General features: G+C 45.4%; 25 protein-coding genes. 21 read left to right on the top strand and 4 right to left on the bottom strand.

From position 1 onward, the window contains the following. The first annotated feature begins 53 nt into the window (after positions 1-53). The 8 genes from CEQ32_RS09305 (at position 54) to CEQ32_RS23080 (ending at position 5,933) form a co-directional block, all read left to right on the top strand. Positions 54-854: a sulfite exporter TauE/SafE family protein gene (locus CEQ32_RS09305; protein ID WP_037415568.1), complete on the top strand. Its 801-nt coding sequence runs from the start codon at positions 54-56 to the stop codon at positions 852-854. A gap of 45 nt (positions 855-899) precedes the next feature. Then, complete coding sequence (gene lgt, locus CEQ32_RS09300; RefSeq protein WP_037415571.1) at positions 900-1,706, top strand: prolipoprotein diacylglyceryl transferase; 807 nt, start codon at positions 900-902, stop codon at positions 1,704-1,706. Beyond that, the gene (gene thyA / locus CEQ32_RS09295; RefSeq protein WP_055646702.1) at positions 1,706-2,500 is read left to right on the top strand and encodes a thymidylate synthase; all 795 of its coding nucleotides are present in this window, start codon (positions 1,706-1,708) and stop codon (positions 2,498-2,500) included. Before lgt ends, thyA begins: the two co-directional genes overlap by 1 nt. Before the next feature lie 117 nt (positions 2,501-2,617). After that, positions 2,618-3,787 (top strand): Na+/H+ antiporter NhaA, encoded by a 1,170-nt coding sequence (gene nhaA / locus CEQ32_RS09290; RefSeq protein WP_055646701.1) that lies wholly within the window; start codon positions 2,618-2,620, stop codon positions 3,785-3,787. 2 nt (positions 3,788-3,789) lie between these two features. Continuing rightward, complete coding sequence (locus CEQ32_RS09285; RefSeq protein ID WP_037415577.1) at positions 3,790-4,176, top strand: hypothetical protein; 387 nt, start codon at positions 3,790-3,792, stop codon at positions 4,174-4,176. Between the two features lie 94 nt (positions 4,177-4,270). After that, positions 4,271-5,179, top strand: coding sequence for a transcriptional activator NhaR (gene nhaR / locus CEQ32_RS09280; RefSeq protein WP_037415659.1), 909 nt, complete (start codon positions 4,271-4,273; stop codon positions 5,177-5,179). 84 nt (positions 5,180-5,263) lie between these two features. Continuing rightward, complete coding sequence (locus CEQ32_RS09275; protein WP_088586970.1) at positions 5,264-5,512, top strand: succinate dehydrogenase assembly factor 2; 249 nt, start codon at positions 5,264-5,266, stop codon at positions 5,510-5,512. Further along, positions 5,493-5,933, top strand: coding sequence for a protein YgfX (locus CEQ32_RS23080; RefSeq protein ID WP_082389595.1), 441 nt, complete (start codon positions 5,493-5,495; stop codon positions 5,931-5,933). The genes CEQ32_RS09275 and CEQ32_RS23080 overlap by 20 nt, the downstream gene beginning before the upstream one ends. Before the next feature lie 121 nt (positions 5,934-6,054). Here the strand turns inward: CEQ32_RS23080 and nadB are convergent, their stop codons facing one another. Further along, positions 6,055-7,668, bottom strand: a complete 1,614-nt coding sequence (gene nadB, locus CEQ32_RS09265) for an L-aspartate oxidase (protein ID WP_088585906.1) — start codon at positions 7,666-7,668, stop codon at positions 6,055-6,057. A 189-nt stretch (positions 7,669-7,857) separates the two neighbouring features. On the opposite strand from nadB, the gene rpoE reads away from it, so the two are divergent. The 12 genes from rpoE to CEQ32_RS09205 all read left to right on the top strand — a co-directional run bounded on the left by rpoE (position 7,858) and on the right by CEQ32_RS09205 (position 17,924). After that, positions 7,858-8,436: an RNA polymerase sigma factor RpoE gene (rpoE, locus tag CEQ32_RS09260; RefSeq protein WP_037415584.1), complete on the top strand. Its 579-nt coding sequence runs from the start codon at positions 7,858-7,860 to the stop codon at positions 8,434-8,436. A 41-nt stretch (positions 8,437-8,477) separates the two neighbouring features. Next, a complete protein-coding gene (locus CEQ32_RS09255; RefSeq protein ID WP_055646699.1) occupies positions 8,478-9,089 on the top strand; it encodes a sigma-E factor negative regulatory protein in 612 nt (203 codons plus the stop codon). Between the two features lie 12 nt (positions 9,090-9,101). Beyond that, positions 9,102-10,034: a MucB/RseB C-terminal domain-containing protein gene (locus CEQ32_RS09250; protein WP_037427579.1), complete on the top strand. Its 933-nt coding sequence runs from the start codon at positions 9,102-9,104 to the stop codon at positions 10,032-10,034. 11 nt (positions 10,035-10,045) lie between these two features. Further along, positions 10,046-10,519, top strand: a complete 474-nt coding sequence (locus CEQ32_RS09245; RefSeq protein WP_055646698.1) for a SoxR reducing system RseC family protein — start codon at positions 10,046-10,048, stop codon at positions 10,517-10,519. Between the two features lie 167 nt (positions 10,520-10,686). Beyond that, positions 10,687-12,477, top strand: coding sequence for a translation elongation factor 4 (gene lepA / locus CEQ32_RS09240; protein ID WP_037415595.1), 1,791 nt, complete (start codon positions 10,687-10,689; stop codon positions 12,475-12,477). Between the two features lie 179 nt (positions 12,478-12,656). After that, entirely contained in the window at positions 12,657-13,574 is a 918-nt protein-coding gene (gene lepB, locus CEQ32_RS09235) for a signal peptidase I (protein ID WP_088585905.1), read from the top strand. A 1-nt stretch (position 13,575) separates the two neighbouring features. Further along, complete coding sequence (rnc, locus tag CEQ32_RS09230; RefSeq protein WP_088585904.1) at positions 13,576-14,256, top strand: ribonuclease III; 681 nt, start codon at positions 13,576-13,578, stop codon at positions 14,254-14,256. Further along, positions 14,253-15,272, top strand: coding sequence for a GTPase Era (gene era, locus CEQ32_RS09225; RefSeq protein WP_088585903.1), 1,020 nt, complete (start codon positions 14,253-14,255; stop codon positions 15,270-15,272). Before rnc ends, era begins: the two co-directional genes overlap by 4 nt. A 49-nt stretch (positions 15,273-15,321) precedes the next feature. After that, positions 15,322-16,023, top strand: a complete 702-nt coding sequence (recO, locus tag CEQ32_RS09220) for a DNA repair protein RecO (protein ID WP_088585902.1) — start codon at positions 15,322-15,324, stop codon at positions 16,021-16,023. 89 nt (positions 16,024-16,112) lie between these two features. Further along, a complete protein-coding gene (gene pdxJ / locus CEQ32_RS09215) occupies positions 16,113-16,850 on the top strand; it encodes a pyridoxine 5'-phosphate synthase (RefSeq protein ID WP_088585901.1) in 738 nt (245 codons plus the stop codon). Further along, a complete protein-coding gene (acpS, locus tag CEQ32_RS09210) occupies positions 16,850-17,233 on the top strand; it encodes a holo-ACP synthase (protein ID WP_088585900.1) in 384 nt (127 codons plus the stop codon). The genes pdxJ and acpS overlap by 1 nt, the downstream gene beginning before the upstream one ends. A gap of 169 nt (positions 17,234-17,402) precedes the next feature. Beyond that, positions 17,403-17,924, top strand: coding sequence for a DUF962 domain-containing protein (locus tag CEQ32_RS09205; protein WP_088585899.1), 522 nt, complete (start codon positions 17,403-17,405; stop codon positions 17,922-17,924). Between the two features lie 46 nt (positions 17,925-17,970). Here CEQ32_RS09205 and CEQ32_RS09200 read toward each other — a convergent pair whose 3' ends face one another. The 3 genes from CEQ32_RS09200 to CEQ32_RS09190 all read right to left on the bottom strand — a co-directional run bounded on the left by CEQ32_RS09200 (position 17,971) and on the right by CEQ32_RS09190 (position 21,866). Continuing rightward, the gene (locus CEQ32_RS09200) at positions 17,971-19,395 is read right to left on the bottom strand and encodes a hypothetical protein (protein ID WP_088585898.1); all 1,425 of its coding nucleotides are present in this window, start codon (positions 19,393-19,395) and stop codon (positions 17,971-17,973) included. A gap of 308 nt (positions 19,396-19,703) precedes the next feature. Beyond that, complete coding sequence (locus tag CEQ32_RS09195) at positions 19,704-20,975, bottom strand: HlyC/CorC family transporter (RefSeq protein ID WP_088585897.1); 1,272 nt, start codon at positions 20,973-20,975, stop codon at positions 19,704-19,706. Positions 20,976-21,077: 102 nt separating this feature from the next. Continuing rightward, positions 21,078-21,866: an inner membrane protein YpjD gene (locus CEQ32_RS09190; RefSeq protein WP_037415626.1), complete on the bottom strand. Its 789-nt coding sequence runs from the start codon at positions 21,864-21,866 to the stop codon at positions 21,078-21,080. A 334-nt stretch (positions 21,867-22,200) separates the two neighbouring features. On the opposite strand from CEQ32_RS09190, the gene ffh reads away from it, so the two are divergent. Continuing rightward, positions 22,201-23,574: a signal recognition particle protein gene (gene ffh, locus CEQ32_RS09185; protein ID WP_037415628.1), complete on the top strand. Its 1,374-nt coding sequence runs from the start codon at positions 22,201-22,203 to the stop codon at positions 23,572-23,574. The last annotated feature ends 38 nt before the right edge of the window (positions 23,575-23,612 follow it).

Below are 23,612 nucleotides of genomic sequence, written 5' to 3'. Positions count from 1 at the left end.
CGTGCCTTTTGCTTTAAGCTAAGGCTTCACTTAATCACGCTGTAGGTATTCGTGTGGATAGTTTGTTGTTGGTGTTCTTTATTTGCTTGGCGTTAGGTGCGTTTGTCGGTTTTATGGCAGGATTATTAGGTATCGGCGGCGGCTTGATTGTCGTGCCTGCATTGCTTTATATTTTGCCATCGGTCGGTATTAGCTCTACTCAGCTACCCCATATTGCGATTGCCACTTCGCTAGCCGCCATTATTCTTACCTCTATTTCATCGGCACGTGCCCACCATAAGCGCGGTAATGTGCCTTGGGAATTGTTCAAATCAATGTTACCGGGCCTGATTATAGGCGCGCTGGCTTCAGGTTTTATTGCTGAGCGTATTCCTGCTGATGCTTTACAGAAAGGTTTTGCCATCTTTGTGATTTTAATGACAATTCAAATGGCTTATCCCGTAAAAGCCGAATCAAATCGCCAATTACCTAATTCAGTCGTGCTTTTTGTTGTATCGGCTTTGATTGCGGTTTTGGCCGGTTTGACAGGAATAGGTGGCGGTATACTGATAGTGCCATTTTTGACTTTTTATGGTTTACAGATGCGTCAAGCCGTAGGTTTTTCTGCTGCGATGGGCTTTTTAATCTCTCTTTCTGGCAGTTTCGGCTATATTATTGCGGGCATGAATGCCCCTGAATTGCCCTATGGTACCTTAGGCTATATCTATTTACCGGCGTTATTTGGCTTAATCATAACCTCAATTTTAATGGCTCCGGTTGGTGTGAAGGCTGCAAGCACTTGGCCCACCCCAGTCCTTAAAAAAATATTTGCACTTTTACTCCTTTGTGTCGGTCTCAAATTAATTCTGAGCTGATTTTTAGTTTTTAGCCCTCAATTTGAGGCTGTTGATGGATAAGTTATGGCATTGAATTTTCCCAATATCGATCCTGTGATCGTGAAGTTTGGTCCCTTTGATATTTTTGGACAAACCTTTGAACCTGCGCTGCGTTGGTATGGATTTACTTACTTAGTGGGTTTTGTGGCGGCGATGTGGTTACTCAATCGCCAGGCTGATCGTTCCAATGGTTTATGGACGAGAGAGCAGGTTTCCGATTTACTGTTTTATGGCTTCCTAGGGGTGATATTAGGCGGTCGTATTGGCTATGTGCTCTTCTATCATTTTGATTATTTTCTCGCTAGTCCAATGTATTTATTTAAAATTTCAGAAGGCGGCATGTCCTTTCACGGTGGTTTGATTGGGGTGATTACCGCCATGATTTATATCACTTGGAAGCAAAAGCGTACCTTCTTTGCCGTGGCGGATATGGTGGCGCCCGTGGTGCCTATTGGTCTTGGGGCCGGCCGTATCGGTAACTTTATTAATGGTGAGTTATGGGGCCGCGTGACTGATGTGCCTTGGGCTATGGTGTTCCCAAGCGGTGGACCAGAACCACGCCATCCCTCGCAGCTCTATCAATTTGCTCTTGAAGGTGTTGCATTATTCTTGCTCCTTTATTGGTTCAGTAAACGTACTAAGAAAGTCGGCGCAGTATCGGGTATGTTCTTACTAGGCTACGGTATTTTCCGCGTGATTGTCGAAACGGTAAGGCAACCTGATGCACAGTTAGGCCTCTATTGGGGCTTTATGACAATGGGGCAGATCCTCTCAGTGCCGATGATCCTCTTCGGTTTATATTTAATTCTTCGTCCAGAGGGTAAGCAGTAATGCAGCAGTATTTAGACTTGATGAAACACATTTTAGCCGAAGGTGTGGATAAATCAGACCGTACAGGTACAGGCACTCGCTCGGTGTTTGGCTATCAAATGCGTTTCGATTTGAGTAAGGGGTTTCCTTTAGTCACAACGAAAAAGTGCCATATGCGCTCGATTATCCATGAGCTGTTGTGGTTCCTGAAAGGGGAGACCAATATTGCTTATCTGCGTGACAATAAGGTCAGTATTTGGGATGAATGGGCAGATGAAAACGGCGATTTAGGCCCTGTGTACGGCGCGCAGTGGCGCAGTTGGCCGACCCAAGGTGATGAGGCTATCGATCAAATTTCGCAGGTCATTGCGCAAATTAAATCGCAACCCGACTCGCGCCGTTTGATTGTCTCTGCATGGAACGTGGGCGAGCTGGATAAAATGGCACTGGCGCCATGCCATGCGTTTTTCCAGTTTTATGTCGCCGACGGCAAATTATCCTGCCAGTTGTACCAACGCAGTTGTGATGTATTTTTAGGTTTACCATTCAATATCGCCAGCTATGCGTTGCTGACGATGATGGTCGCACAACAATGTGATTTAGCCTTAGGTGACTTTGTTTGGACGGGTGGCGATACACATTTATACTCCAACCATATGGAGCAAACTGCGTTGCAGTTGACCCGTGAGCCAAGATCTTTACCCACCATGACAATTTTGCGTAAACCTGCCTCTATTTTCGATTATCAATTCGAAGACTTCGAACTGACCCACTACGATCCACATCCACATATCAAAGCGCCTGTTGCCGTTTAATGGCGAATTAATCGACCAACACCTCGGAATAGCCGAGGTGTTTTGTCGAAACTAACGATTATACTTGTTCATTTTCTTCGTCTACACTCAATCTATTATGATTTTTGGGAGTGCAAGATGGAAAAAGCGATTAGAAATTTTTTAAGCCAAGAGTCTGCAGGCGGCATCCTTTTATTGATTGCCGTTGCCTTTGCCATGTTGATGGCCAATTCTCCTCTCGCGGGACTCTATCAAGGTTTTCTCGGTACTGAAGTACAGGTGCGTGTCGGTGCACTCGATCTGCATAAGCCATTGTTGCTGTGGATTAACGACGGTCTAATGGCGCTGTTTTTCTTGCTGATTGGTTTAGAAGTTAAGCGCGAGCTACTCGAAGGCGCATTATCGAGTGTGGCACAGGCTTCTCTGCCAACTTTTGCTGCCATTGGTGGCATGTTAGTGCCTGCGGGAATTTATCTTTTATTTAACTATGGTGATCCTATCACTCAAGCGGGTTGGGCAATTCCTGCAGCGACGGATATTGCTTTTGCTTTGGGGATCATGGCGTTGCTAGGTAGCCGCGTACCCGTTGCTTTAAAGGTCTTTCTGCTGGCATTAGCCATTATCGATGATTTAGGCGTTATTGTGATTATCGCCCTCTTCTACAGTACCGATTTATCAACCATTAGTTTAATCATTGCCAGTGTTGCGATTGTTGGTTTAGTTGCTTTAAACCGTAAAGGGGTGACCTCATTAGCACCCTATGGTGTATTAGGGCTTATCCTGTGGGTTGCAGTGCTCAAGTCAGGTGTTCATGCCACATTAGCGGGTGTCATTATTGCCTTCTGTATTCCTCTTCGGGCAAAAGATGGAAGTTCGCCTTCTGAGCATTTAGAGCATAGTTTACACCCATGGAGCACCTTCCTAATTCTGCCTGTATTTGCCTTTGCTAATGCTGGGGTCGCTTTAGGAAACATGAGCTTAGATACGCTTATTTCCCCTGTGCCAGTGGGGATTGCGTTGGGATTAATGTTAGGTAAACCGATAGGGGTGATGCTGTTTAGCTTTGTTGCTGTCAAGCTTAAGTTGGCACAGTTGCCTGATGGTATCGGTTGGAAACAGATCGCACCCGTGGCGGCGATGTGCGGGATTGGTTTTACCATGTCGATGTTTATTGCTTCGTTGGCATTTGAGCAGGCAGACCCTATGTTCGGCGATTTAGCACGCCTTGGCACCTTGATTGGCTCAATTCTCGCAGCCTTGATCGGGTATTTCTGGTTATCAAAAGTGTTACCAAAAAAAGGAGTATAACTATGATAAATATGAAATTAGTGGGAGTTGCTGCATTGTTAGCATTATCTTCAAGTGCCATGGCTTCGCAAATTGATGCCTGCAACAAAGATGTCGCATCACAAACCTGCCAAAGCTATCTTGAGGGGATAGTTGATGGGGCATTAATGTTTAAACCTGAGGCATTAGGCGCGAGGCTTGAAACCAATGGTTACGAGTCTAGAGCATTAAAATACCGTGGCGGTAAACGTTTCCAAGAAGCAAACCGTACTTATTGTGCTAGTCGAATTCCTGATCGTGACAGTTTAGTCTCTGGGGTGACTGAAGCGGTTAGCACTGGTACTGCCGCAGATTTAGAGCAACTTCAAGGAATCGTTGTTAACTTATTGGATTGCCAGCGTTTAAAATAGCGTTATTGACTCATTATTTGTTAAGCTGGGTCATTGCTACCCGATATGCCACAGCATAGATGCTGTGGCATCCCTAATAGGAAGCTCATTGGCGATGCTCCATCTCAATTACAACCATCTTTACTATTTTTGGATGATTAAGAAAAAGGGCTCTGTGGCAAAAGCTGCAGAAGCCCTTTATTTAGCTCCACAAACGATTACTGGGCAAATCCGCGCCTTAGAAGACAGGCTAAACGGTAGCTTATTTAAACGTGTCGGCAGAAATCTAGAAGCGACAGAGCTCGGAGAGCTCGTCTTTCGTTATGCCGATAGAATGTTTTCTCTCAGTTATGAGATGCTCGATTTACTTAACTATCAAAAAGATGACGCTATTCTATTTGAGGTTGGGATTGCTGATGCTTTATCGAAAGCCTTATCAAGTAGAGTGTTGCTCTCGGTTGTTCCTAATGATGGCTCTATGCACCTTGCCTGTTATGAGGCGACCCATGAAAGCTTAATGTCTCGCTTACGCGAGCATAAACTCGATATGATCCTTTCAGACTGTGCGGGCGAGTCACTTAAATATCCCGAAATTCTATCGAAAAAACTGGGTGAGTGTGGTGTGAGTTTCTTTTCTGCTGAAGCTTACAGTGCGGATTTCCCTGCCTGTTTAGAGCAAGGGCCGCTATTGATCCCCGGCCGTAGAACTTCGCTCGGTCAGCAACTATATCGTTGGTTTGATGAGCAAAATCTTAAGGTGAGTATTTTAGGTGAGTTTGATGATGCGGCCATGATGAAGGCTTTTGGTTACCTTAAGCGCGGTATCTTTGTCATGCCGTCGATTTATCCCCAAGAAGTGATTTCCCATGGCATGCATTTACTCGGTGAGACCTTAGATGTGAAAGAAGAGTACCATGTGATGTTTGCCGAACGGATGATCCAGCATCCTGCTGTTAAACGCCTCCTAGAAACGGATTTTAGTGATTTATTTGCCGGATTAGATACTCAAGTTAAGCAGTATTAAACTTGTGTTTCAACAACGCTTGCATCGACACTCCATGGACTGAACTGGTAGACTAAGGCGAATTTTGTTTTGGGAGAGATTAACTTGGAGTTAATGAACATTGCACGGGTCCGTTGGGCATGTCGCCGCGGAATGCTCGAATTAGACGTTTTGTTCCAGCCCTTCGTTGAGAATGTTTATCAGGATTTGTCTGATGAAGATAAAGTCCTGTTTATTCGTTTGCTCGAGTGTGAAGATCCTGAATTATTTGCATGGTTTATGGGTCATGAAGTTTGCCCTGATCCTGAGCTTGCCCGCATGGTAGTGCAAGTCCGTGGCCGAGCTGCGCCATAGTTTTAGTGTAAAAGCCTCCTTTGACCAACGTCTCTCGTTGGTCGTATTTGTTTGTGTCTGTAGCACTTCTTTACTTCTCTGGCCAGAAACGGATACCGCAGTACTACATGGACTGAGGGCTATACTCGCCGTCTTAATATTGGGATTCTTGTGCTCTCAGTTATGGCAACTGAGGAAATGGCATTGCCGTTTTGAGCTTAATGGTCAAGGAGAAGGCTGGCTATCAACGGGGGAGGCGTTTCACGTATTGCCCAGAACTTGGGTAACGCCGTTTATCTGCTTGGTTTATTATCAATCTGCAAATAAGTTGCATCTCTTACCTCTATGGGCGGATATGTTTAGTGATACAGATTATCGCAACTTGTGCAGGCTATTACTTAAAGTTAAAACTCAGGCGGTGAGCCAACACGAACTACTTTAATCTAAATCTGAATCTGAATCTGAACTATGAGTGATGCGACTTTCACACCGTCTAAATAACAAACGGGCTATATCCTTGTTAAGATTTAGCCCGTTAAAAGCGTTTAAGTTAAGCTATCCGCTTATTTTTCAGGTTGCAAAATGGTCGGTAGCGGAGAAGCTGACTTTTCAGGATGGTCAATATTATAGTGCAGCCCTCGACTTTCTTTACGTTCCATCGCGCAGCGAATAATGAGTTCCGCCACTTGCACTAAGTTACGCAGTTCAAGCAGGTTATTGCTGACTCTGAAGTTGCTGTAATACTCTTGGATTTCCTGCTGCAACATCAAGCAGCGGCGCAGTGCACGCTCTAAGCGTTTATCTGAGCGTACGATACCCACATAGTCCCACATAAACAGGCGCAGTTCGTGCCAGTTGTGGGCGATAACGACTTCTTCATCAGAATTAGAAACTTTACTTTCATCCCATGCGGGGATTGGGCCTGGTAAGGGGATTTTATGCAGTTGACTCTCAATATCTTGGGAGGCTGCCCGCGCAAATACCAAGCACTCAAGCAGCGAGTTACTTGCCAAGCGGTTGGCGCCATGCAGGCCTGTATAAGCGACTTCACCAATGGCATAGAGACCATTGAGATCGGTTTGACCATGTAAGTCTGTCATCACCCCACCACAGGTATAGTGGGCTGCCGGGACGACCGGAATAGCGTCCTTTGTAATATCAATACCGAGTTCTAAGCAGCGACTGTAAATCGTCGGGAAATGCTTCATTACAAAGTCAGCATCTTTATGGCTGATATCCAGATACACGCAATCGGCACCGAGACGTTTCATCTCATAGTCAATAGCGCGGGCAACGATGTCACGGGGAGCTAACTCTGCACGTTCATCAAAGTCTGGCATAAAGCGGCTGCCATCAGGGCGACGCAAATAGGCACCTTCACCGCGCAGTGCTTCGGTGAGTAAAAAGTTACGGGCATCAGCGTGGTATAAGCAGGTTGGATGAAATTGATTGAATTCCATGTTGGCAACGCGGCAACCTGCACGCCATGCCATCGCAATACCATCACCACTAGCCACATCGGGATTTGAAGTATATTGGTAAACCTTAGAACTACCGCCAGTGGCTAAAGCGACAAACTTAGCCTTGATGGTTTCAACTTGCTCGGCATTTCGGTTCCACACATAGGCACCTAACACGCGATTACCGGGGCGATTTAATTTGCGGGTGGTGATAAGGTCGATGGCGTTATAGCGCTCTAAAACTTGAATGTTTGGATGGGCGAGGGCACGTTCTTGCAGTGTGGTCTGCACCTCTTTGCCCGTTGCATCCGCAGCATGTAGAATGCGTCTATGGCTATGGCCGCCTTCGCGGGTAAGGTGATAAGGGGCATCTTTAGCATTGTTCCCCGTGGCTTCTTCTTTATCGAAAGCCACGCCACATTCGATTAGCCATTGCATTGCACTCTTGGCGTTTTCGGCGGTAAAAGTCACCACCTCTTTATCGCACAAACCAGCACCAGCCACTAATGTATCGGCTACATGGGATTCGATAGTATCACTTTCATCGAAGACGGAGGCGATACCGCCCTGCGCGTAGTATGTCGACCCTTCCGAGAGAGGGCCTTTTGAAAGCAGAATTATGTTTGCTTTTTCAGCAAGATGCAAAGCTAGTGTCAGACCTGCGGCACCGCTACCTATGACTAATATGTCAGATTGGTGTTCAACTACTTGTTTCATCGGGTATCATGCTATGACTGAGAGTACCATCTATGGTAAACCAACTGACGAATTATGGGTACTTTCCTTTTAACCTTACTTTTTTTGTATAATTCTTAGAACTTTTTCAAAGCACGCGAGTCTACATAAGTGAATATGATTCGAGCGACTGAGAAATCAGCATTTTAGATTTGGGAGAAGTCGGCTCGGATGAGTGGACAAATAAGTGATCAACAATTAGTTGAGCGCGTACAACGGGGAGATAAAAACGCTTTTAACCTGTTAGTGCTTAAATATCAGAGTAAAGTGATTAGCTTGATTTCGCGCTACGTGCGTAACCAAGCCGACGTTGCTGATGTAGCACAGGAAGCGTTTATTAAAGCTTATCGAGCTTTGCCAAACTTTCGTGGTGAAAGTGCGTTTTATACCTGGTTGTACCGCATAGCCGTTAATACGGCTAAGAATTACCTCGTATCACAGGGGCGCAGAGCGCCTGCAAATGATGTCGATGCCGAGGATGCCGAATATTATGAAGGTAGTGATGCGCTAAAGGAGTTTGCCTCCCCAGAGCGACTAATGTTATCGGATGAAATCAAGAAAGTGGTTTTCGAAACATTAGAAACATTGCCGGAAGAATTACGTATGGCGATTTCATTGCGTGAACTCGATGGGATGAGTTACGAAGATATTGCCATCATCATGGATTGCCCTGTTGGAACGGTAAGATCTCGAATTTTCCGAGCCCGTGAGGCAATCGATAAAAAGCTTCAGCCTTTGCTGGAAGCCTAAATTCTTATTTTAAGAAACCCTTAAATTTAGACAGGTGAACAATGGATAAATTAGGTCAAGAATGGGTATCAGCCGCTGTCGATGGAGAGACAGATGTGCAGACGATGGCAGAACTTGCTGCCGATACGCATTCACATAATAAATGGCGTAACTATCATTTGATAGGTGATGCTATGCGGGGTGAATTACCCCAGACTATGGCGTTAGACCTTAGTGCAAGTATTGCTGCTGCAATTGAGCTTGAGCCTGCCATTGTCTCGCCCCAAGCCAAGGCTCCGATAGGCGTTACTGAACAAGTTACAACGGATAAAAACCGCGTAGTGCCACTATTTAAGCAGTTTGGTCAGTATGCAATTGCCGCTACTGTGGCCATGTTTGCCATCGTCGGCGTACAGAACTTTAACCAAACAGCTGATGATGCCGCGTCGCCATCACCTGTGCTTGTTACTCGTCCTCTGATGGGTAGTGCGTCGCCAGTGAGCTTACAGACGGGGCCTGTTCAACAAAATCAGAGCTACACTAATGACCAAATGAACGAGCAACGTCGCCGAATTAATACGTATATACAGGATCATATGTTACAACAACGATTGAATACGGGTGCCGTTGTAGAAGACAATAGCGAGGTTATTCCCGTTCCTGTCAATCAGTAGTAAGGAGTTAGCTTGCGTCTAATCCTGTTGGCTTTGTTAGCCTTGGTATTTCCTGCGGTGGCGCAGGAAGATATGCCTGCCAAAGTCTGGCTTGAGAAAATGAGCCAGGCTTTAAAAGAGAAAGAATTTAAAGCATCGATTATACAACTTCAGGCCGACCATATTCGGCCTTTGGTTTATCTTCACGGTAAGGTGAATAATCAAGAAGTTGCCTTTCTTGAGTACCTCAACGGTCCTCCCAAAAATGCGGTAAGAGTGGGCAATAGAGTCACCTTTATCGAACATGACCAACCTGCGTACAGTATCATCTCTAATCATATTCAGGGCGTGTGGCCTGCGGCTTTCTCATCAAAAATGAGCGATTTAGAAGTGGGTTATCAATTTGTATTAGGTGGCCGCACTCGCATTGCTGGGCGCCCAGGGCAAATGATCCGCTTGTTGCCTAATGATGAATACCGATATGGTTTCCAAATCTGGTTAGATATGGACACCTATTTGCCACTCAGATATGACATGTTGACTCAAGATAAGCAATTGCTTGAACAACTAATGGTGATTGAATTAATTGAATTTAGCGAGCCACCATCGATTCTACAGGAAGCCTACAAGCAAGAATGGCCTGCTGTGATCGATCAAGCTGAACGTCAAGATGGACAAAATTGGCAGTTTTCTTGGCTCCCCGCTGGATTTAGCGTAGTAGTGCGTGATCATCACCGTTTGATTGGTAGCCACGAGGCGGTTGAATATATTGCCTTGACTGACGGCTTAGCCAATATTTCTATTTATGTTGCTCGGGCTGGAGCAACGCCATTGCCTGAAGAGTTAATTACGCGTAATGGCTTATCTTTAGTGTCAGAAAAAGTCGGTAATGCTGAAGTGGTGGCTGTGGGTAAAGTGCCAACTGAGACCTTAGCCCGTATCGCGAAAAGTTTGATGTTAAAATAGAGCGGTTCATCATGATGGAAGAAGTGGCGCGGGTTGTCGCCTGTGATAATCAAGGTTGGCTCACCGTTGAGGTCGAGCTTAAAAGCACCTGCAAGAGTTGCAGTAGCAGTGAGTCCTGCGGGACGTCTGCTGTTGCACAGGCTTTTTCTGCAAAGACACAGCAATTCTCTATTCAGAGTGAACGTGCCTGTGAGGTTGGTGAACTGCTAAAGCTGGGGCTACCAGAGAGTGTTATCTTGAAAGCGGCTGCCTTGGTTTATTTGACGCCACTCTTCGGCTTATTTGCGGGTGCATTATTAGGGCAGTTTTTTGCTAGTTTGTTAGTAATCAATTCGGATCTCTGTGCGATAGGCTTTGCTGCTTTAGGCGCGTTAGCCGCTTGGTTCTTTGGAAAACGTAAGGCAAAACAGCTTGAAGTAGATTCGCAACCTGTGATTTTAGCTTATTTAGGCACAGGGATCAGTTTAGATAAATTATCTTTTTGATTTCATGTTGTTATTGATTTCAATTAGACAATAAACTTTTGCTGAGGGCGGCATTTTTCGACATAAAGACAACTATGAGTGAATCTGATTGGTATTGAATCCGCAATCAGGTACAATTTCCCACCTTTGAACCGTATCCATTTTTCAGTATTAGTCATAGCAGCATAATGAAACACATTAGAAACTTCTCAATTATTGCCCATATCGACCATGGTAAATCGACGCTGTCAGATCGTCTTATTCAGGTTTGTGGCGGTTTAAGCGACCGTGAAATGGATGCACAAGTTCTTGATTCTATGGATTTAGAACGTGAGCGCGGTATTACCATTAAGGCGCAGAGCGTTACGTTGGAATATACAGCCAAAAATGGCGAAACCTACCAACTCAACTTTATTGACACCCCTGGTCACGTCGACTTTTCCTATGAAGTATCTCGTTCATTAGCCGCCTGTGAAGGTGCGCTGCTTGTGGTGGATGCTGGCCAAGGCGTTGAAGCTCAAACGCTGGCAAACTGTTACACTGCGCTGGATATGAATCTGGACGTGGTACCTATCCTGAACAAAATCGACTTACCTCAGGCTGATCCTGAGCGTGTTGCCGCCGAGATTGAAGACATCGTCGGTATTGATGCGATGAACGCGGTGCGTTGTTCTGCAAAAACCGGTGTGGGTATTGATGATGTATTAGAGGTTATCGTCGAGCAAATTCCACCGCCAGAAGGCAATCCAGATGCGCCGTTGCAAGCCCTCATTATTGACTCGTGGTTTGACAGCTACTTAGGCGTTGTTTCTTTAGTGCGTATTAAACATGGCGTGCTCAAGAAGGGTGATAAGTTCAAGGTGATGTCTACAGGGCAAAACCATACCGCAGATCGTGTCGGTATTTTCACGCCAAAACAAACCGATAAAACCGAGCTAAAAACCGGTGAAGTAGGTTTCGTTATCGCAGGTATTAAAGAAATTCACGGTGCGCCAGTGGGTGATACCTTAACACTAGCTAAAAATGGTGCCGATAAGCCATTACCCGGCTTTAAAAAAGTGAAGCCTCAGGTTTATGCTGGTGTGTTCCCGATTTCTACCGATGAATATGAAAACTTCCGTGATGCACTGAACAAACTCAGCCTGAACGATGCCTCATTGTTCTTTGAGCCTGAAAGTTCATCTGCGTTAGGCTTTGGTTTCCGTATTGGTTATTTAGGCCTGCTCCACATGGAAATCATTCAAGAACGTTTAGAGCGCGAATACGATCTTGACCTGATCACGACCGCACCTACGGTAGTCTATGAAGTGCTGATGACCAGTGGTGAGACTATCTATGTTGATAATCCAGCAGATTTGCCTGCAATTAACAACATCGAAGAGATGCGTGAACCGATTGTTGAAGCCAATATTCTGGTACCAAAAGAATACTTAGGTAACGTAATTACGCTGTGTATCGAAAAACGCGGTACTCAAGTGAATATGGTTTACCACGGTAATCAAGTGGCCGTGACTTACCATCTGCCAATGGCGGAAGTGGTGATGGACTTCTTTGATCGCTTAAAATCAACTAGCCGTGGTTATGCGTCATTAGAGTACAACTTTATCCGCTTCGATCCGGCGGACATGGTGCGCTTAGATATTCTGATCAACGGCGACCGCGTGGATGCGCTGGCGATGATTATTCACCGTTCGAATATTCGTCACCGTGGTTTGGCGTTGGTTGAAAAGATGAAAGAGCTTATCCCGCGGCAGATGTTTGATATCGCGATTCAGGCCGCGGTCGGTAGCCAGATTATTGCCCGTTCTACCGTAAAAGCGTTACGCAAAGACGTAACAGCTAAGTGTTATGGTGGTGACGTTTCCCGTAAGAAGAAACTCTTAAATAAACAAAAAGAGGGTAAAAAACGGATGAAACAAGTGGGTAACGTTGAGGTGCCGCAAGAGGCGTTCTTAGCGGTACTTAAGCTAAACGAGTAACACTCGAGATAACACAATTTAGCTATTATTGCGCCGCAGTTTGCGGCGCTTTACTTAGCTTATCGTATGTTTTGTGGTGTTTTTTTATAAATGCGGTAAGTTAACTAAAGTTCGCGAGTCGAAATACAATAGTCGCTGAGTTTAGATCTTTACATTTCAAGGCAGGAGTTCAATACGTAATGGCAGCCTATTTTTCCATTATTTTAGTGCTAGTCACTCTGATTTCAGGGGTGATCTGGTTAGTCGATGTGCTGGTATTTGCGCCTAAACGCCGTGAAAGCTTAGCCTTGGCCAAGGCTTCTCAGGCCAATTTAACTGAGGAAGCCGAATACAATATTATCCGTGAACCCACTGTGGTTGAGACTGCGCACTCCATCTTCCCGGTGATTGCCTTTGTGCTGATCCTGCGCTCGTTTATTTATGAGCCATTTCAAATTCCATCGGGTTCTATGATGCCAACGCTATTAGTGGGCGATTTTATTCTGGTTGAAAAGTTTAGTTATGGCCTAAAAGATCCCGTATGGCGCACTAAACTTATTGAAACGGGCGAGCCCAAACGTGGTGATGTGATCGTCTTTAAGTACCCAGAGAATCCTCAGGTTGATTACATTAAGCGTGTTGTAGGTTTACCGGGCGATAGGATTATCTACCGCAACAAACAGTTGATGATCCAAAAGGCCTGTGGCGCGGAGCAAACCAATTGCCCTGAGCCAGAACTGGTGGCGCGTACCGAAATCAGCCGTGGTGATTACAGCCAAGATGGTGTGCCTTTACTGCGTTATAAAGAGCAACTCGGTGAAGTGGCACACGATATTTTAATTAATCCAAGCCGTCCTGATATGTTGGGTTATTTCAAGCGTGATGGCAATTTACCCGCGGGTGAATTTCTTGTTCCCGAAGGCCATTACTTTGCGATGGGTGATAACCGCGATAACAGTACCGACAGCCGTTTCTGGGGCTTTGTCCCTGAAGAAAATCTTGTCGGTAAAGCGGTGGCTATCTGGATCAGTTTTGAGTTTGACCGTTCAAAAGCCGACTTCCTGCCAACCTGGGTACCAAGCGGTGTGCGCTTTGAACGTGTAGGTGGAATTCACTAGTATGGAACCGATTAAAAATTTGCCGCGTTTGTGTCGTACATTGGGCTATGAGTTCAAGAATATTGACCTTCTAACCCAAGCGTTGACTCATAGAAGTGCGGCAAATAAGCACAATGAGCGTTTAGAATTTTTAGGTGATTCGATTTTATCGATAGTCATTTCGGATGCCTTATATCATCAGTTTCCTAAGGCGACTGAAGGCGATTTAAGCCGGATGCGCGCCACTTTAGTGCGTGGCGATACGCTGACCTTGATTGCTCAAGCCTTTAAACTTGGGGATTATTTATTCCTCGGTCCTGGCGAATTAAAGAGTGGCGGTTTTCGACGCGAGTCGATTCTGGCCGATGCGGTTGAGGCGATTATTGGTGCGATTTACTTAGATTCGGACCTCGAAGTGTGCCGTGAGCTGTTACTTAAATGGTATGCCGAGCGTTTGGCCGAGATTCAACCCGGTGTGAATCAAAAAGACGCTAAAACCTTACTGCAAGAATATTTACAAGGGTTAAAGAAGCCGCTACCCGATTACCAAGTAATCAACATAGAAGGCGATGCCCACGATCAAACATTCACTGTTGAATGTCGTATAGATGACTTGAGCGAAAGCGTGATTGGCGTTGCGAGCTCACGCCGCAAAGCCGAGCAGATTGCCGCGGCTCAAGTATTGGAGTTACTGAAGAAATGACCAAAAAAACAGACTTGCCAGCTGTCGATGCCGCTAACGCGAGCAATGAGCCGAGCTTAGACGAATTACTGGCAAGGATGAATGCAGCGAGCGCAGCAGCGCCGTCTGTTCACTATGATGTGACCTACTGTGGCATGGTGGCTATTATTGGCCGGCCTAACGTGGGGAAATCGACCCTGCTGAACCGTTTGCTTGGGCAAAAGATCAGTATTACCTCGAAAAAGCCGCAAACGACGCGTCATCGCATCATGGGTATCCATACCGATGGTCCGCGCCAAATCGTGTTTATCGACACACCCGGTCTGCATATTGAAGAGCAGCGTGCGATTAACCGTTTAATGAACCGCGCGGCGGCGAGCTCGCTTGCCGATGTGTCTATGGTGATTTTTGTGGTCGATGGCATGACATGGACCGCCGATGATGAGATGGTGTTAAGCAAACTTCGCCGAGGCGGTGAAGAGCGTAAAACCGTTTTAGCCATCAATAAAGTCGATAATATCAAAGACAAAGAAGCCCTTTTCCCTTATTTGGAAGACGTGGCCAAGAAGTATCCCTTCGATGAGATCCTGCCGATTTCAGCCAGTAAGGGCACCAACGTTAAGCGCATTTTAGAGATGGCGGCAGAGTCTCTGCCCGAGAATCCCTTCTTCTTTCCAGAAGATTATGTGACCGACCGTTCGCAGCGTTTTATGGCCTCTGAAATTGTCCGTGAAAAACTGATGCGCTTTTTAGGCGATGAATTGCCCTACGATGCGACGGTTGAAATCGAGCAGTTTAAGATGATGGAAAATGGGGTTTACCAAATTAACGCCCTGATCCTCGTCGAGCGAGAAGGCCAAAAGCGGATGGTGATTGGTAGCAAAGGCGAACGCATCCGTACCATCGCCACACAAGCGCGCCTTGATATGGAAACTTTGTTTGATAACAAAGTGTTCCTCGAGGTGTGGGTGAAGGTCAAATCCGGTTGGGCCGATGATGAACGCGCCCTGCGAAGCTTAGGTTACGGTGACGATTAATTGTTACTGATGATAGGCCTAGCCTGACCATGAACGAGCGCGCAGATTGATGAAACGGGGTTATGTTTTGCATCATCGCCCCTATCGGGAGTCTAGCGCGCTGGTGAATCTCTTGGTCGACGGGATTGGGCGTGTCGATGCCGTCGCGCGTGTCGGGAGCGGTAAACGCTCCATCAAAAGTATCCTCCAGCCCTTTCAGCCGCTGATTTTTGAATTTAGCGGTAAATCAGAACTCAAAAACATCAGCCAAATTGAAGCGGCCGCGCCAGCCGTGCCCTTATCAGGCTATAGCCTGTATGCGGGCATGTATATCAATGAGTTGCTGATGCGAACCCTGTCGGTTCACCATAATGCCGAGGCGTTATTCCTCATCTACCACCAAGCCTTAGTAGGACTTGCGGCGCAGTTTTGTGAGTCGAAGCTGCGGTACCTTGAACTGGCGCTTTTGCGGGAACTCGGGGCTATGCCATCCCTTATCCGCGATACACAAGGTGAGCCTCTGATCCCTGAACATTACTATCAGCTTGTGCCTGAGCTCGGGTTTCAATTTGTGTTAAACAGCCGAGCAAAGCACACCTATCAAGGTGCGATGTTAACCGCACTTAACGATAATGAGCTGTTGCAAGAGCAGTTTTTAGCAGCTAAACGACTGATGCGGTCTATGCTGCAACCATTGCTCGGAAACAAGCCACTGGTGAGTCGGCAGTTGTTTATGCAAGCGACAGCCTCAAAGATGAATGGGAATAATTAGCCCTAGCTCCTGTTTTTTATAGTCTGTCCCAGTACAATAGGGCGCAAATCAGCGTTAATTCTCGCCTTAACAACATAAAGGAGTTCCCGATGAGCCGTATCTTATTGGGTGTTAATATCGACCATATTGCGACCCTGCGTCAGGCTCGCGGCACCAGTTATCCCGATCCTGTCCATGCGGCGGCGGTTGCCGAGCATGCGGGTGCCGACGGTATCACCATTCATTTACGGGAAGACAGACGCCATATTATCGACCGCGATGTGTATCTGCTGGCAAAAACCTTAAAGACGCGGATGAACTTTGAGTGTGCTGTGACTGAGGAAATGCTCAACATCGCCTGCGAAGTCAAACCAACCTACGTTTGTTTAGTCCCTGAAAAGCGTCAAGAAGTGACGACTGAAGGCGGTTTAGATGTGGCTGGTCAATTAGATAAAATCACTGCTGCGGTAAGCCGCTTAGCCGCCAATGGTATTCAAGTGTCACTGTTTATCGATGCCGATAAGACGCAAATCGATGCCGCAGTCGCCTCTGGCGCCCCACTTATCGAAATCCATACCGGTTGCTATGCCGATGCCAAAACGGCTGATGATGAGGCCAAAGAGCTTGCGCGTATCAGCGAAATGGCAAAATACGCTCACGGCAAAGGGTTGGTGGTGAATGCTGGACACGGGCTGCATTATCACAATGTTAAGCCGATTGCGGCAATCCCTGAGCTGTATGAGCTCAACATCGGCCATGCCATTGTCGCGCGTGCGGCCATTGATGGCTTAGCGACAGCGGTTAAAGATATGAAAGCGCTGATGTTAGAAGGTCGTCGAGGCGAATAATGGCAATCGTTGGGCTTGGCACTGACATAGTTGAAATCGAGCGTATCACGGCTCATGTGGCACGTTCCGGCGATAAGCTGGCTAAACGCGTACTGACAGAGGCTGAGTTCGATATCTATCAACAGCATAGCCAACCGAGCCGCTATTTAGCTAAACGCTTTGCCGCCAAAGAAGCCGCCGCTAAAGCTTTGGGGACGGGGATTGGTCGTGGCGTATCTTTTCAGCATATCCACATTGGCAATACGACTGATGGTGCGCCAACGATTGACTTTACTGAAGGGGCGCTGCAACGTTTAGTTTTGCTCAATGGTGTGGTTGGACACATTTCAATCGCAGATGAAAAATCCTACGCTATTGCGACGGTTATCCTAGAATCTCGCTAGTTTCTAACCCATTAGCACAAAGGGAGCCTTAGCTCCCTTTTTTATTGCGTAAAATGCTTGGCAACATTTTTGTTACTTTTTACTGTTCAGTCTGGCATTTTTGGGCTAGGTTAGGTCAAAAGTTTTATCCATAAACTAATTTGCAGGGACACAGCAAAAGGAGCCCAAGATGAAATCCGCCGTAGAGCAGTTATCAACCTATAAAAGTGTGCATTTAAATCCGCGAAATATTCGAACTCATTTTATTGGTATCCCATTAATTATATGGTCGGCTTTTCTATTATTAGCGACAATCCGAATTCCACTTGGCAGCGCGGGTGATGTGAGTTTAGGTGTGATTTTAGGGGCAGGTGTGCTGGTTTATTATTTTCGTTTGCATGCAAAGTTAGCTATTGGCCTAGCTTTATTTATCGCACCCGTCGTATATACCACTGAGTTAATGGCAGATTCTCCCAACGCCTTCTGGTTGGCTATATCGGTATTTATCGTCGGTTGGGTTTTTCAGCTGATTGGCCATCAATACGAGAAGGCAAAGCCTGCCTTTATTGATGATTTAAACCAACTGTTAATTGGCCCGTTTTTCTTAATGGCCGAAGTGTATTTTATCTTGGGGTTAGAAAAGGCGTTAGATGCCGAGATTACACCTATCGCTATCGAAAAGCGCCGAGCACTCGATAGCAAAAAAGTGTAGTTTGGGTTTTATAGCCTTTTGTCTTGGGATCTGCACGGCTAATCATTTACAACTCAATAAGTAAATCAATTAGCTGTGCATTCATATCTTCCGACTCGAATGTTGCGGTGAGTGAGACATTGCCTTTTCGGTAAAATACTTGTTCGAAATTATCTTCCGACTCTTGGTTTTTTGATAAAAAATCAGATTTAGTGATGGGAATGTTGTAGTTTTTCAACGTTTTCATAAATTCGTCGTTGTTTTGGTTTCTCGTTAGTGACTCTGTAAATCGAATTTTACTGACTTTTCTTGCCTCAATATCATTAATGCCGAGGAGAATATTTTCAGTGGCGATGACCCATTGCTCACTGCGTGAGGAGTCAACCTGATTGGGTATTTTTATAATGTTGGCAAGTTGAGAGGGGCTTAGAATAAATTCATCCTCGTTTTTATCTGAGATGATTTGTTTTATTTTATTGTTGTCAAATTCATTAAAATTTATCGAAGTACGCTTGCCGCTGTTTCCTCGTGGAACAAACGAAAATCCAGTTAACATCTCTGCTGTTTCATGTTTATTGTTTAAACTGAAGGTTTCGAAATACAATATTAGCTTATTGTTTTTTCCATCGAGGCGATAATCGTTGCCTTCTTGTTCTATTTCCTCGAGCGACAGTATTTGCGCTAGCTTATCTTTAAATTGTATCTTGCCATCGATAATCCAGTTATCTTGGTCATAATTATCACTAGGCTCAATCATATTACTACCATGATTATTTAGAATGCTCTGGTTTTTATCGATCCTAACAATCTGGCTGTTTTTTGCATAAATCCATAGCGTTCTGCCGTAAACATACGCTGTTGAACCGTCCAGCATAGACAATTTTACGCTCTCTGGCCCCATCAATTGGTTTATAGATGATTCAGGCTCACCATTACTTAAGCCATAAGCACGATTTAATGTAACATTCGCAGCTGGAGCAAGGTGGTTTTTAGCTTGTTTATATATATTTATATAATCATTTTTAGCTAGTGTGGTTAAATGTATTTCTTTATCTTTAGCTATATTCTCGCCTTTGCTATTGTAAGGGGTTGGAGTGGTAGGGGGAATGTCATTCTGGCATGATTTTATATTTGTTGTAGTGGTTATAAATTTTATTTTATCTATGTATTCATTATTTTTTATTTTTTTTACGCTAATTATCCTTAGGGTGATTCTTTCAATTATAATTGCATCGGCACCTTCTGATAATGCATCTTGTTGAATGCTTTTTAACACTTTTTCAAAGTATCTGCTATAAAATGGAGTTGAGTCAGTGTATTTTATTTCTAATAATTCATTTTTATCTATTTCAACGGTGTAATGGTTGTTTTTTGTACTTATGTTTTTATATTCACAGGTAGGATAGTAATCAAGGACTTGCGGGAGATTATTTGAGGCTAAAGTACTGGAAGAATAAAGTAATGAGCATGAGATTGCTAAGTATTTAAACATTTTTTCATCCTTGATTATTTCTACTTAGGATGATTTTTATCAGAGATTTGAGGCAGTAACAAGTTTTTTAATTGTGCCCATTTGGATGTTTTGTTGTCAGTGGGAATGGACGTGGATTATGAGTACACATCTAAAGTGTGTGACATATCTAAATTGTTGCTCCCTGTGAGGATGTTGTTTACCAAAAAGTTAGACGTAATAGCTTAAATGCACCATCGAGATTAATAGGGGAATCTAGACTGGCTCAATTTTAAGCTATTTTCTAAAGATAAAATCAACCACGCATTTAGCGTAGAGAGGTAATCTAGTTACTTTTGAGACTGATAATACTGCGGAATGATACGCACTGTTTTGACCATATTGTCAGCGACTTCAATGACTTCTAGCGGGTAGCCTGCAAGGCGTAGGCTCGTGTTTTCGGAGGGGATGTCCTCCAAATACTCTAAAATCAGGCCATTGAGGGTTTTAGGACCATCGGTTGGAAAATCCCATTTCATCTCTTTGTTCAAGTCTCGGATGGTGATACTAGCATCAATCAAATAACTGCCATCCTGTTGTTGGTTAATCTCTTCACTCGCGGTTGGTAACATTGAAGTGGTGAAGTCACCGACAATTTCTTCGAGGATATCTTCGAGTGTTACCAGTCCTTGGATGTCACCGTATTCATCCACGACGAGGCCAATACGTTCTTTGTTGTGCTGAAAATTGGCTAATTGCACATTGAGTGGTGTGCCTTCAGGAATAAAGTAGAGCTCTTTGACGGCGCGCAGCAATGAGGATTTACTGAACTGTTCTTTTGATTGCAAGCGTAGCGCATCACGCAGATGAATAAAGCCGACGGCATCGTCAATGGTATCGCGGTAAACCAACACTCGAGTATGTGGGCTTTGGATGACTTGGCGATTGATAAACTTAAAGTCATCGTTGACGTTAATCGCATAGATATCCGAGCGCGGCACCATGATGTCTTCAACGGTGACTTTTTCTAAGTCCAGAATAGATAACAGCATTTCTTGGTGGCGCTGGGGGATGAGGGCGCCAGCCTCATGCACGACGGTGCGCAGTTCTTCTTGGCTGAGGGCCTCGTTAGTTTTGACCGAATGTACCCCAATCAGGCGCAACAAGGAGGAGGTGATGATGTTCATGATGCGCACTAATGGCGAGAGAATCACGAGCAACCAGCGCAGTAAGAAACTGGAGGGGAAGGCGATAGGTTCTGGGTGCAACGCCGCCAAGGTTTTGGGGGTCACTTCAGCAAAGACCAGTACTAACAGGGTTAATACACCAGTGGCAATTGCCATCCCCATGTCGCCGTATAAACGCATGCCTATAATGGTGGCGACCTGCGCCGCTAGGATATTGACGAGGTTGTTGCCGATGAGGATCACACCGATAAGCTTATCTGGACGATCGAGAAGTTGCAGTGCACGCTGCGCCCCTTTGTGACCGTTGGAGGCAAGATGTTTTAATCGATAGCGATTGAGCGTCATCATTGCCGTTTCTGAGGCGGAAAAGTAGGCCGAGAAGAGGATAAGCACCAGCAAAGCAACAAGGAGTGCGCTTGTCGATATAGCGTCCAAAAAATACGTTCCAGTTAGGCTGTAAAGATTATGTAAATACCGAGAATAGCGTTGGGTGTCAAGTCAGCTTAGCGAGTAAGCACCTAAGCTGACTTGAAATTATTAACTAAGAATTAATTCTTTGACAATGCGAGCGCCAAAATAAGCTAAGGATAACAAGGTTGCACCAGTTAAAGTGTAAATGACTGCGGTGCGAATTTTACAGCCAACCCAATACTGCTGCCACAGCATAGCGATATACACGAACCAAGCGATAATTGACAAAATCGCCTTATGGCCTTTGCCATCGGCAAACATGTCATCGAGGAAGATAAAGCCTGTGGCTAGGGATAAGCTCAGTAAAATGACCCCAATAATAACAAGATGATAGAGCTGCTTTTCTACCGTCATCAGTGGTGGAATGCTAGGGCTTAACATGAGTTGTTTCTTTTTGAGCTTGTTTTGGATCATCGCCAGTTGAATCGCGTACAGGGCGGCGATCATCAGGGCGCTGTATGCCATGAGAGAGAGCACAACGTGGGCTAAGACCTCAGGATACAATTCAAAGTGAGTAATAAACTTAGGCGGCAATAACCAGAGCAGGGCTACAGAGAGCACGGAACAGGCATAAACCACGGGCACAACCACAATCACTTTTAGCCTAAACATCATCACGGTAAAGGTGAAGGCGATGATCCAGTTCACTAACGAGATCACATTAGTGAGGCTGAAGTTTTGTCCGTCAGGGGTAAATATCGCTTGTGAGAGGGCGGCTGCGTGTAGAATCACCGCAATCGCTGCGATACCTGCAACGGCTTTACGATTAGGGCCTTCAGGATGGAAGAGCCGGCTTGTCACTAATACCAATGCGATGCAATAAAAAAACATGGCTGAGGCAGAAAAAATGACCATGGGTAATTAACCTATTTGTGTTGTTAAAGGTGCCTTATATCCCCAAACTACTTGAAACTCGTATTTTCAGATTGTTTGAGTTTTAACTGGGCATACAGATCAATATTTTGCCTAGAATAGCATGAGCTATCGGCAAATGGGCAGTGACATAAGTTGCAAAATTTAGCAGATTCTTATTGTTAGGTGTAAATAGTCGCCGTCAAGTCGCAAAATAAGTGTGGTAGCAGATTAAATGCCTAAGTTAACGCAACCGGGGCGTAGCAGTAGCATAATACGCACGCATGGTTATAATACTGCCCATTAATCGAGATCCTTAAAGGTATAGAGCAGGACGATGTTTGAGAATCTAACCGACAGACTGTCACGCACGCTGAAAAATATCAGTGGCCGTGGTCGCTTAACCGAAGAAAACGTTAAGGAAACCCTGCGCGAAGTGCGTATGGCGCTGCTGGAGGCCGATGTTGCCCTGCCTGTGGTGCGTGAATTCGTTAACAATGTAAAAGAACGTGCCGTTGGCCAAGAAGTGGCGAAAAGCCTAAGCCCTGGCCAAGCCTTTATTAAGATTGTTCAAAGTGAACTTGAAAAATCCATGGGCGAGGCAAACCAAGCTCTGGATTTAGCCACTCAGCCGCCAGCCGTGGTGATGATGGCGGGGCTTCAAGGTGCGGGTAAAACAACCAGCGTTGCCAAACTGGGTAAGCTGCTGCGTACGCGCCATAAAAAATCGGTATTAGTCGTCAGTGCTGACGTTTATCGTCCAGCGGCGATTAAACAGCTTGAGACCTTAGCGACCGAAGTCGATGTGGAGTTCTTCCCATCGGACGTGAGCCAAAAGCCAATCGATATCGCTAAGGCGGCCATTGCCCACGCTAAACTTAAATTTATCGATGTAGTAATTCTCGACACCGCGGGTCGTCTGCACGTCGATGAAGCCATGATGGATGAGATCAAGGCACTGCACGCGGCGGTTAAGCCGATTGAGACACTGTTTGTGGTCGATGCCATGACGGGTCAAGACGCGGCAAACACGGCCAAAGCCTTTAACGAAGCGCTGCCGCTCACTGGTGTGATTTTAACTAAGGTTGATGGTGATGCACGCGGCGGTGCGGCATTATCGATTCGCCATATCACAGGCAAGCCAATTAAATTTTTGGGTGTGGGTGAAAAGACCGATGCCTTAGAACCTTTCCATCCAGACCGTATCGCCTCACGTATTCTCGGTATGGGCGACGTATTATCGCTTATCGAAGAAGTGGAGCGTGGCGTCGATAAAGAAAAGGCGATGAAGCTGGCTTCCAAAGTGAAGCAGGGCGGTAGTTTCGATCTCGAAGACTTCCGTGAACAGCTGCAGCAAATGAAAAACATGGGCGGTATGATGAGCATGATTGAAAAGCTGCCCGGTGTTGGTCAGTTGCCGCCGGATGCTTTAGCGCAAATCCAAGATGGTAAAATGACCCGCCAAATGGAAGCCATCATTAACTCAATGACGGCGAAAGAGCGTAAAAACCCTGATTTAATCAAGGGCTCACGTAAGCGTCGTATTGCTGCGGGTTCGGGGACTGAGATTCAAGATGTAAACCGTTTATTGAAACAGTTTACCCAAATGCAAAAAATGATGAAAAAAATGTCGGCTAAGGGCGGCATGCAAAAGATGATGCGTGGAATGCGCGGTATGATGCCTGGCGGAATGAAATTTCCTGGGCGCTAATCTCAACGATTTTCATCAAAGTTGATGTCTTATCAGTT

Origin of the sequence: Shewanella sp. FDAARGOS_354, from assembly GCF_002209245.2 — a bacterium.
GTDB classification, from domain to species: Bacteria; Pseudomonadota; Gammaproteobacteria; order Enterobacterales; family Shewanellaceae; genus Shewanella; species Shewanella xiamenensis.
This window is presented reverse-complemented; position numbering and strand designations above follow the sequence as displayed.

Bases quoted from the DNA above. Each gene is read 5' to 3' on its own strand.
- recO (WP_088585902.1), top strand. From the start codon at position 15,322: ATGAAACGGGGTTATGTTTTGCATCATCGCCCCTATCGGGAGTCTAGC.
- era (WP_088585903.1), top strand. From the start codon at position 14,253: ATGACCAAAAAAACAGACTTGCCAGCTGTCGATGCCGCTAACGCGAGC.
- acpS (WP_088585900.1), top strand. From the start codon at position 16,850: ATGGCAATCGTTGGGCTTGGCACTGACATAGTTGAAATCGAGCGTATC.
- CEQ32_RS09200 (WP_088585898.1), bottom strand. From the start codon at position 19,395: ATGTTTAAATACTTAGCAATCTCATGCTCATTACTTTATTCTTCCAGT.
- rpoE (WP_037415584.1), top strand. From the start codon at position 7,858: ATGAGTGGACAAATAAGTGATCAACAATTAGTTGAGCGCGTACAACGG.
- CEQ32_RS09190 (WP_037415626.1), bottom strand. From the start codon at position 21,866: ATGGTCATTTTTTCTGCCTCAGCCATGTTTTTTTATTGCATCGCATTG.
- lepB (WP_088585905.1), top strand. From the start codon at position 12,657: ATGGCAGCCTATTTTTCCATTATTTTAGTGCTAGTCACTCTGATTTCA.
- nhaR (WP_037415659.1), top strand. From the start codon at position 4,271: ATGCTCCATCTCAATTACAACCATCTTTACTATTTTTGGATGATTAAG.
- pdxJ (WP_088585901.1), top strand. From the start codon at position 16,113: ATGAGCCGTATCTTATTGGGTGTTAATATCGACCATATTGCGACCCTG.
- rnc (WP_088585904.1), top strand. From the start codon at position 13,576: ATGGAACCGATTAAAAATTTGCCGCGTTTGTGTCGTACATTGGGCTAT.
- nadB (WP_088585906.1), bottom strand. From the start codon at position 7,668: ATGAAACAAGTAGTTGAACACCAATCTGACATATTAGTCATAGGTAGC.
- lgt (WP_037415571.1), top strand. From the start codon at position 900: ATGGCATTGAATTTTCCCAATATCGATCCTGTGATCGTGAAGTTTGGT.
- CEQ32_RS09255 (WP_055646699.1), top strand. From the start codon at position 8,478: ATGGATAAATTAGGTCAAGAATGGGTATCAGCCGCTGTCGATGGAGAG.
- nhaA (WP_055646701.1), top strand. From the start codon at position 2,618: ATGGAAAAAGCGATTAGAAATTTTTTAAGCCAAGAGTCTGCAGGCGGC.
- CEQ32_RS09205 (WP_088585899.1), top strand. From the start codon at position 17,403: ATGAAATCCGCCGTAGAGCAGTTATCAACCTATAAAAGTGTGCATTTA.
- CEQ32_RS09285 (WP_037415577.1), top strand. From the start codon at position 3,790: ATGATAAATATGAAATTAGTGGGAGTTGCTGCATTGTTAGCATTATCT.
- ffh (WP_037415628.1), top strand. From the start codon at position 22,201: ATGTTTGAGAATCTAACCGACAGACTGTCACGCACGCTGAAAAATATC.
- CEQ32_RS09245 (WP_055646698.1), top strand. From the start codon at position 10,046: ATGATGGAAGAAGTGGCGCGGGTTGTCGCCTGTGATAATCAAGGTTGG.
- thyA (WP_055646702.1), top strand. From the start codon at position 1,706: ATGCAGCAGTATTTAGACTTGATGAAACACATTTTAGCCGAAGGTGTG.
- lepA (WP_037415595.1), top strand. From the start codon at position 10,687: ATGAAACACATTAGAAACTTCTCAATTATTGCCCATATCGACCATGGT.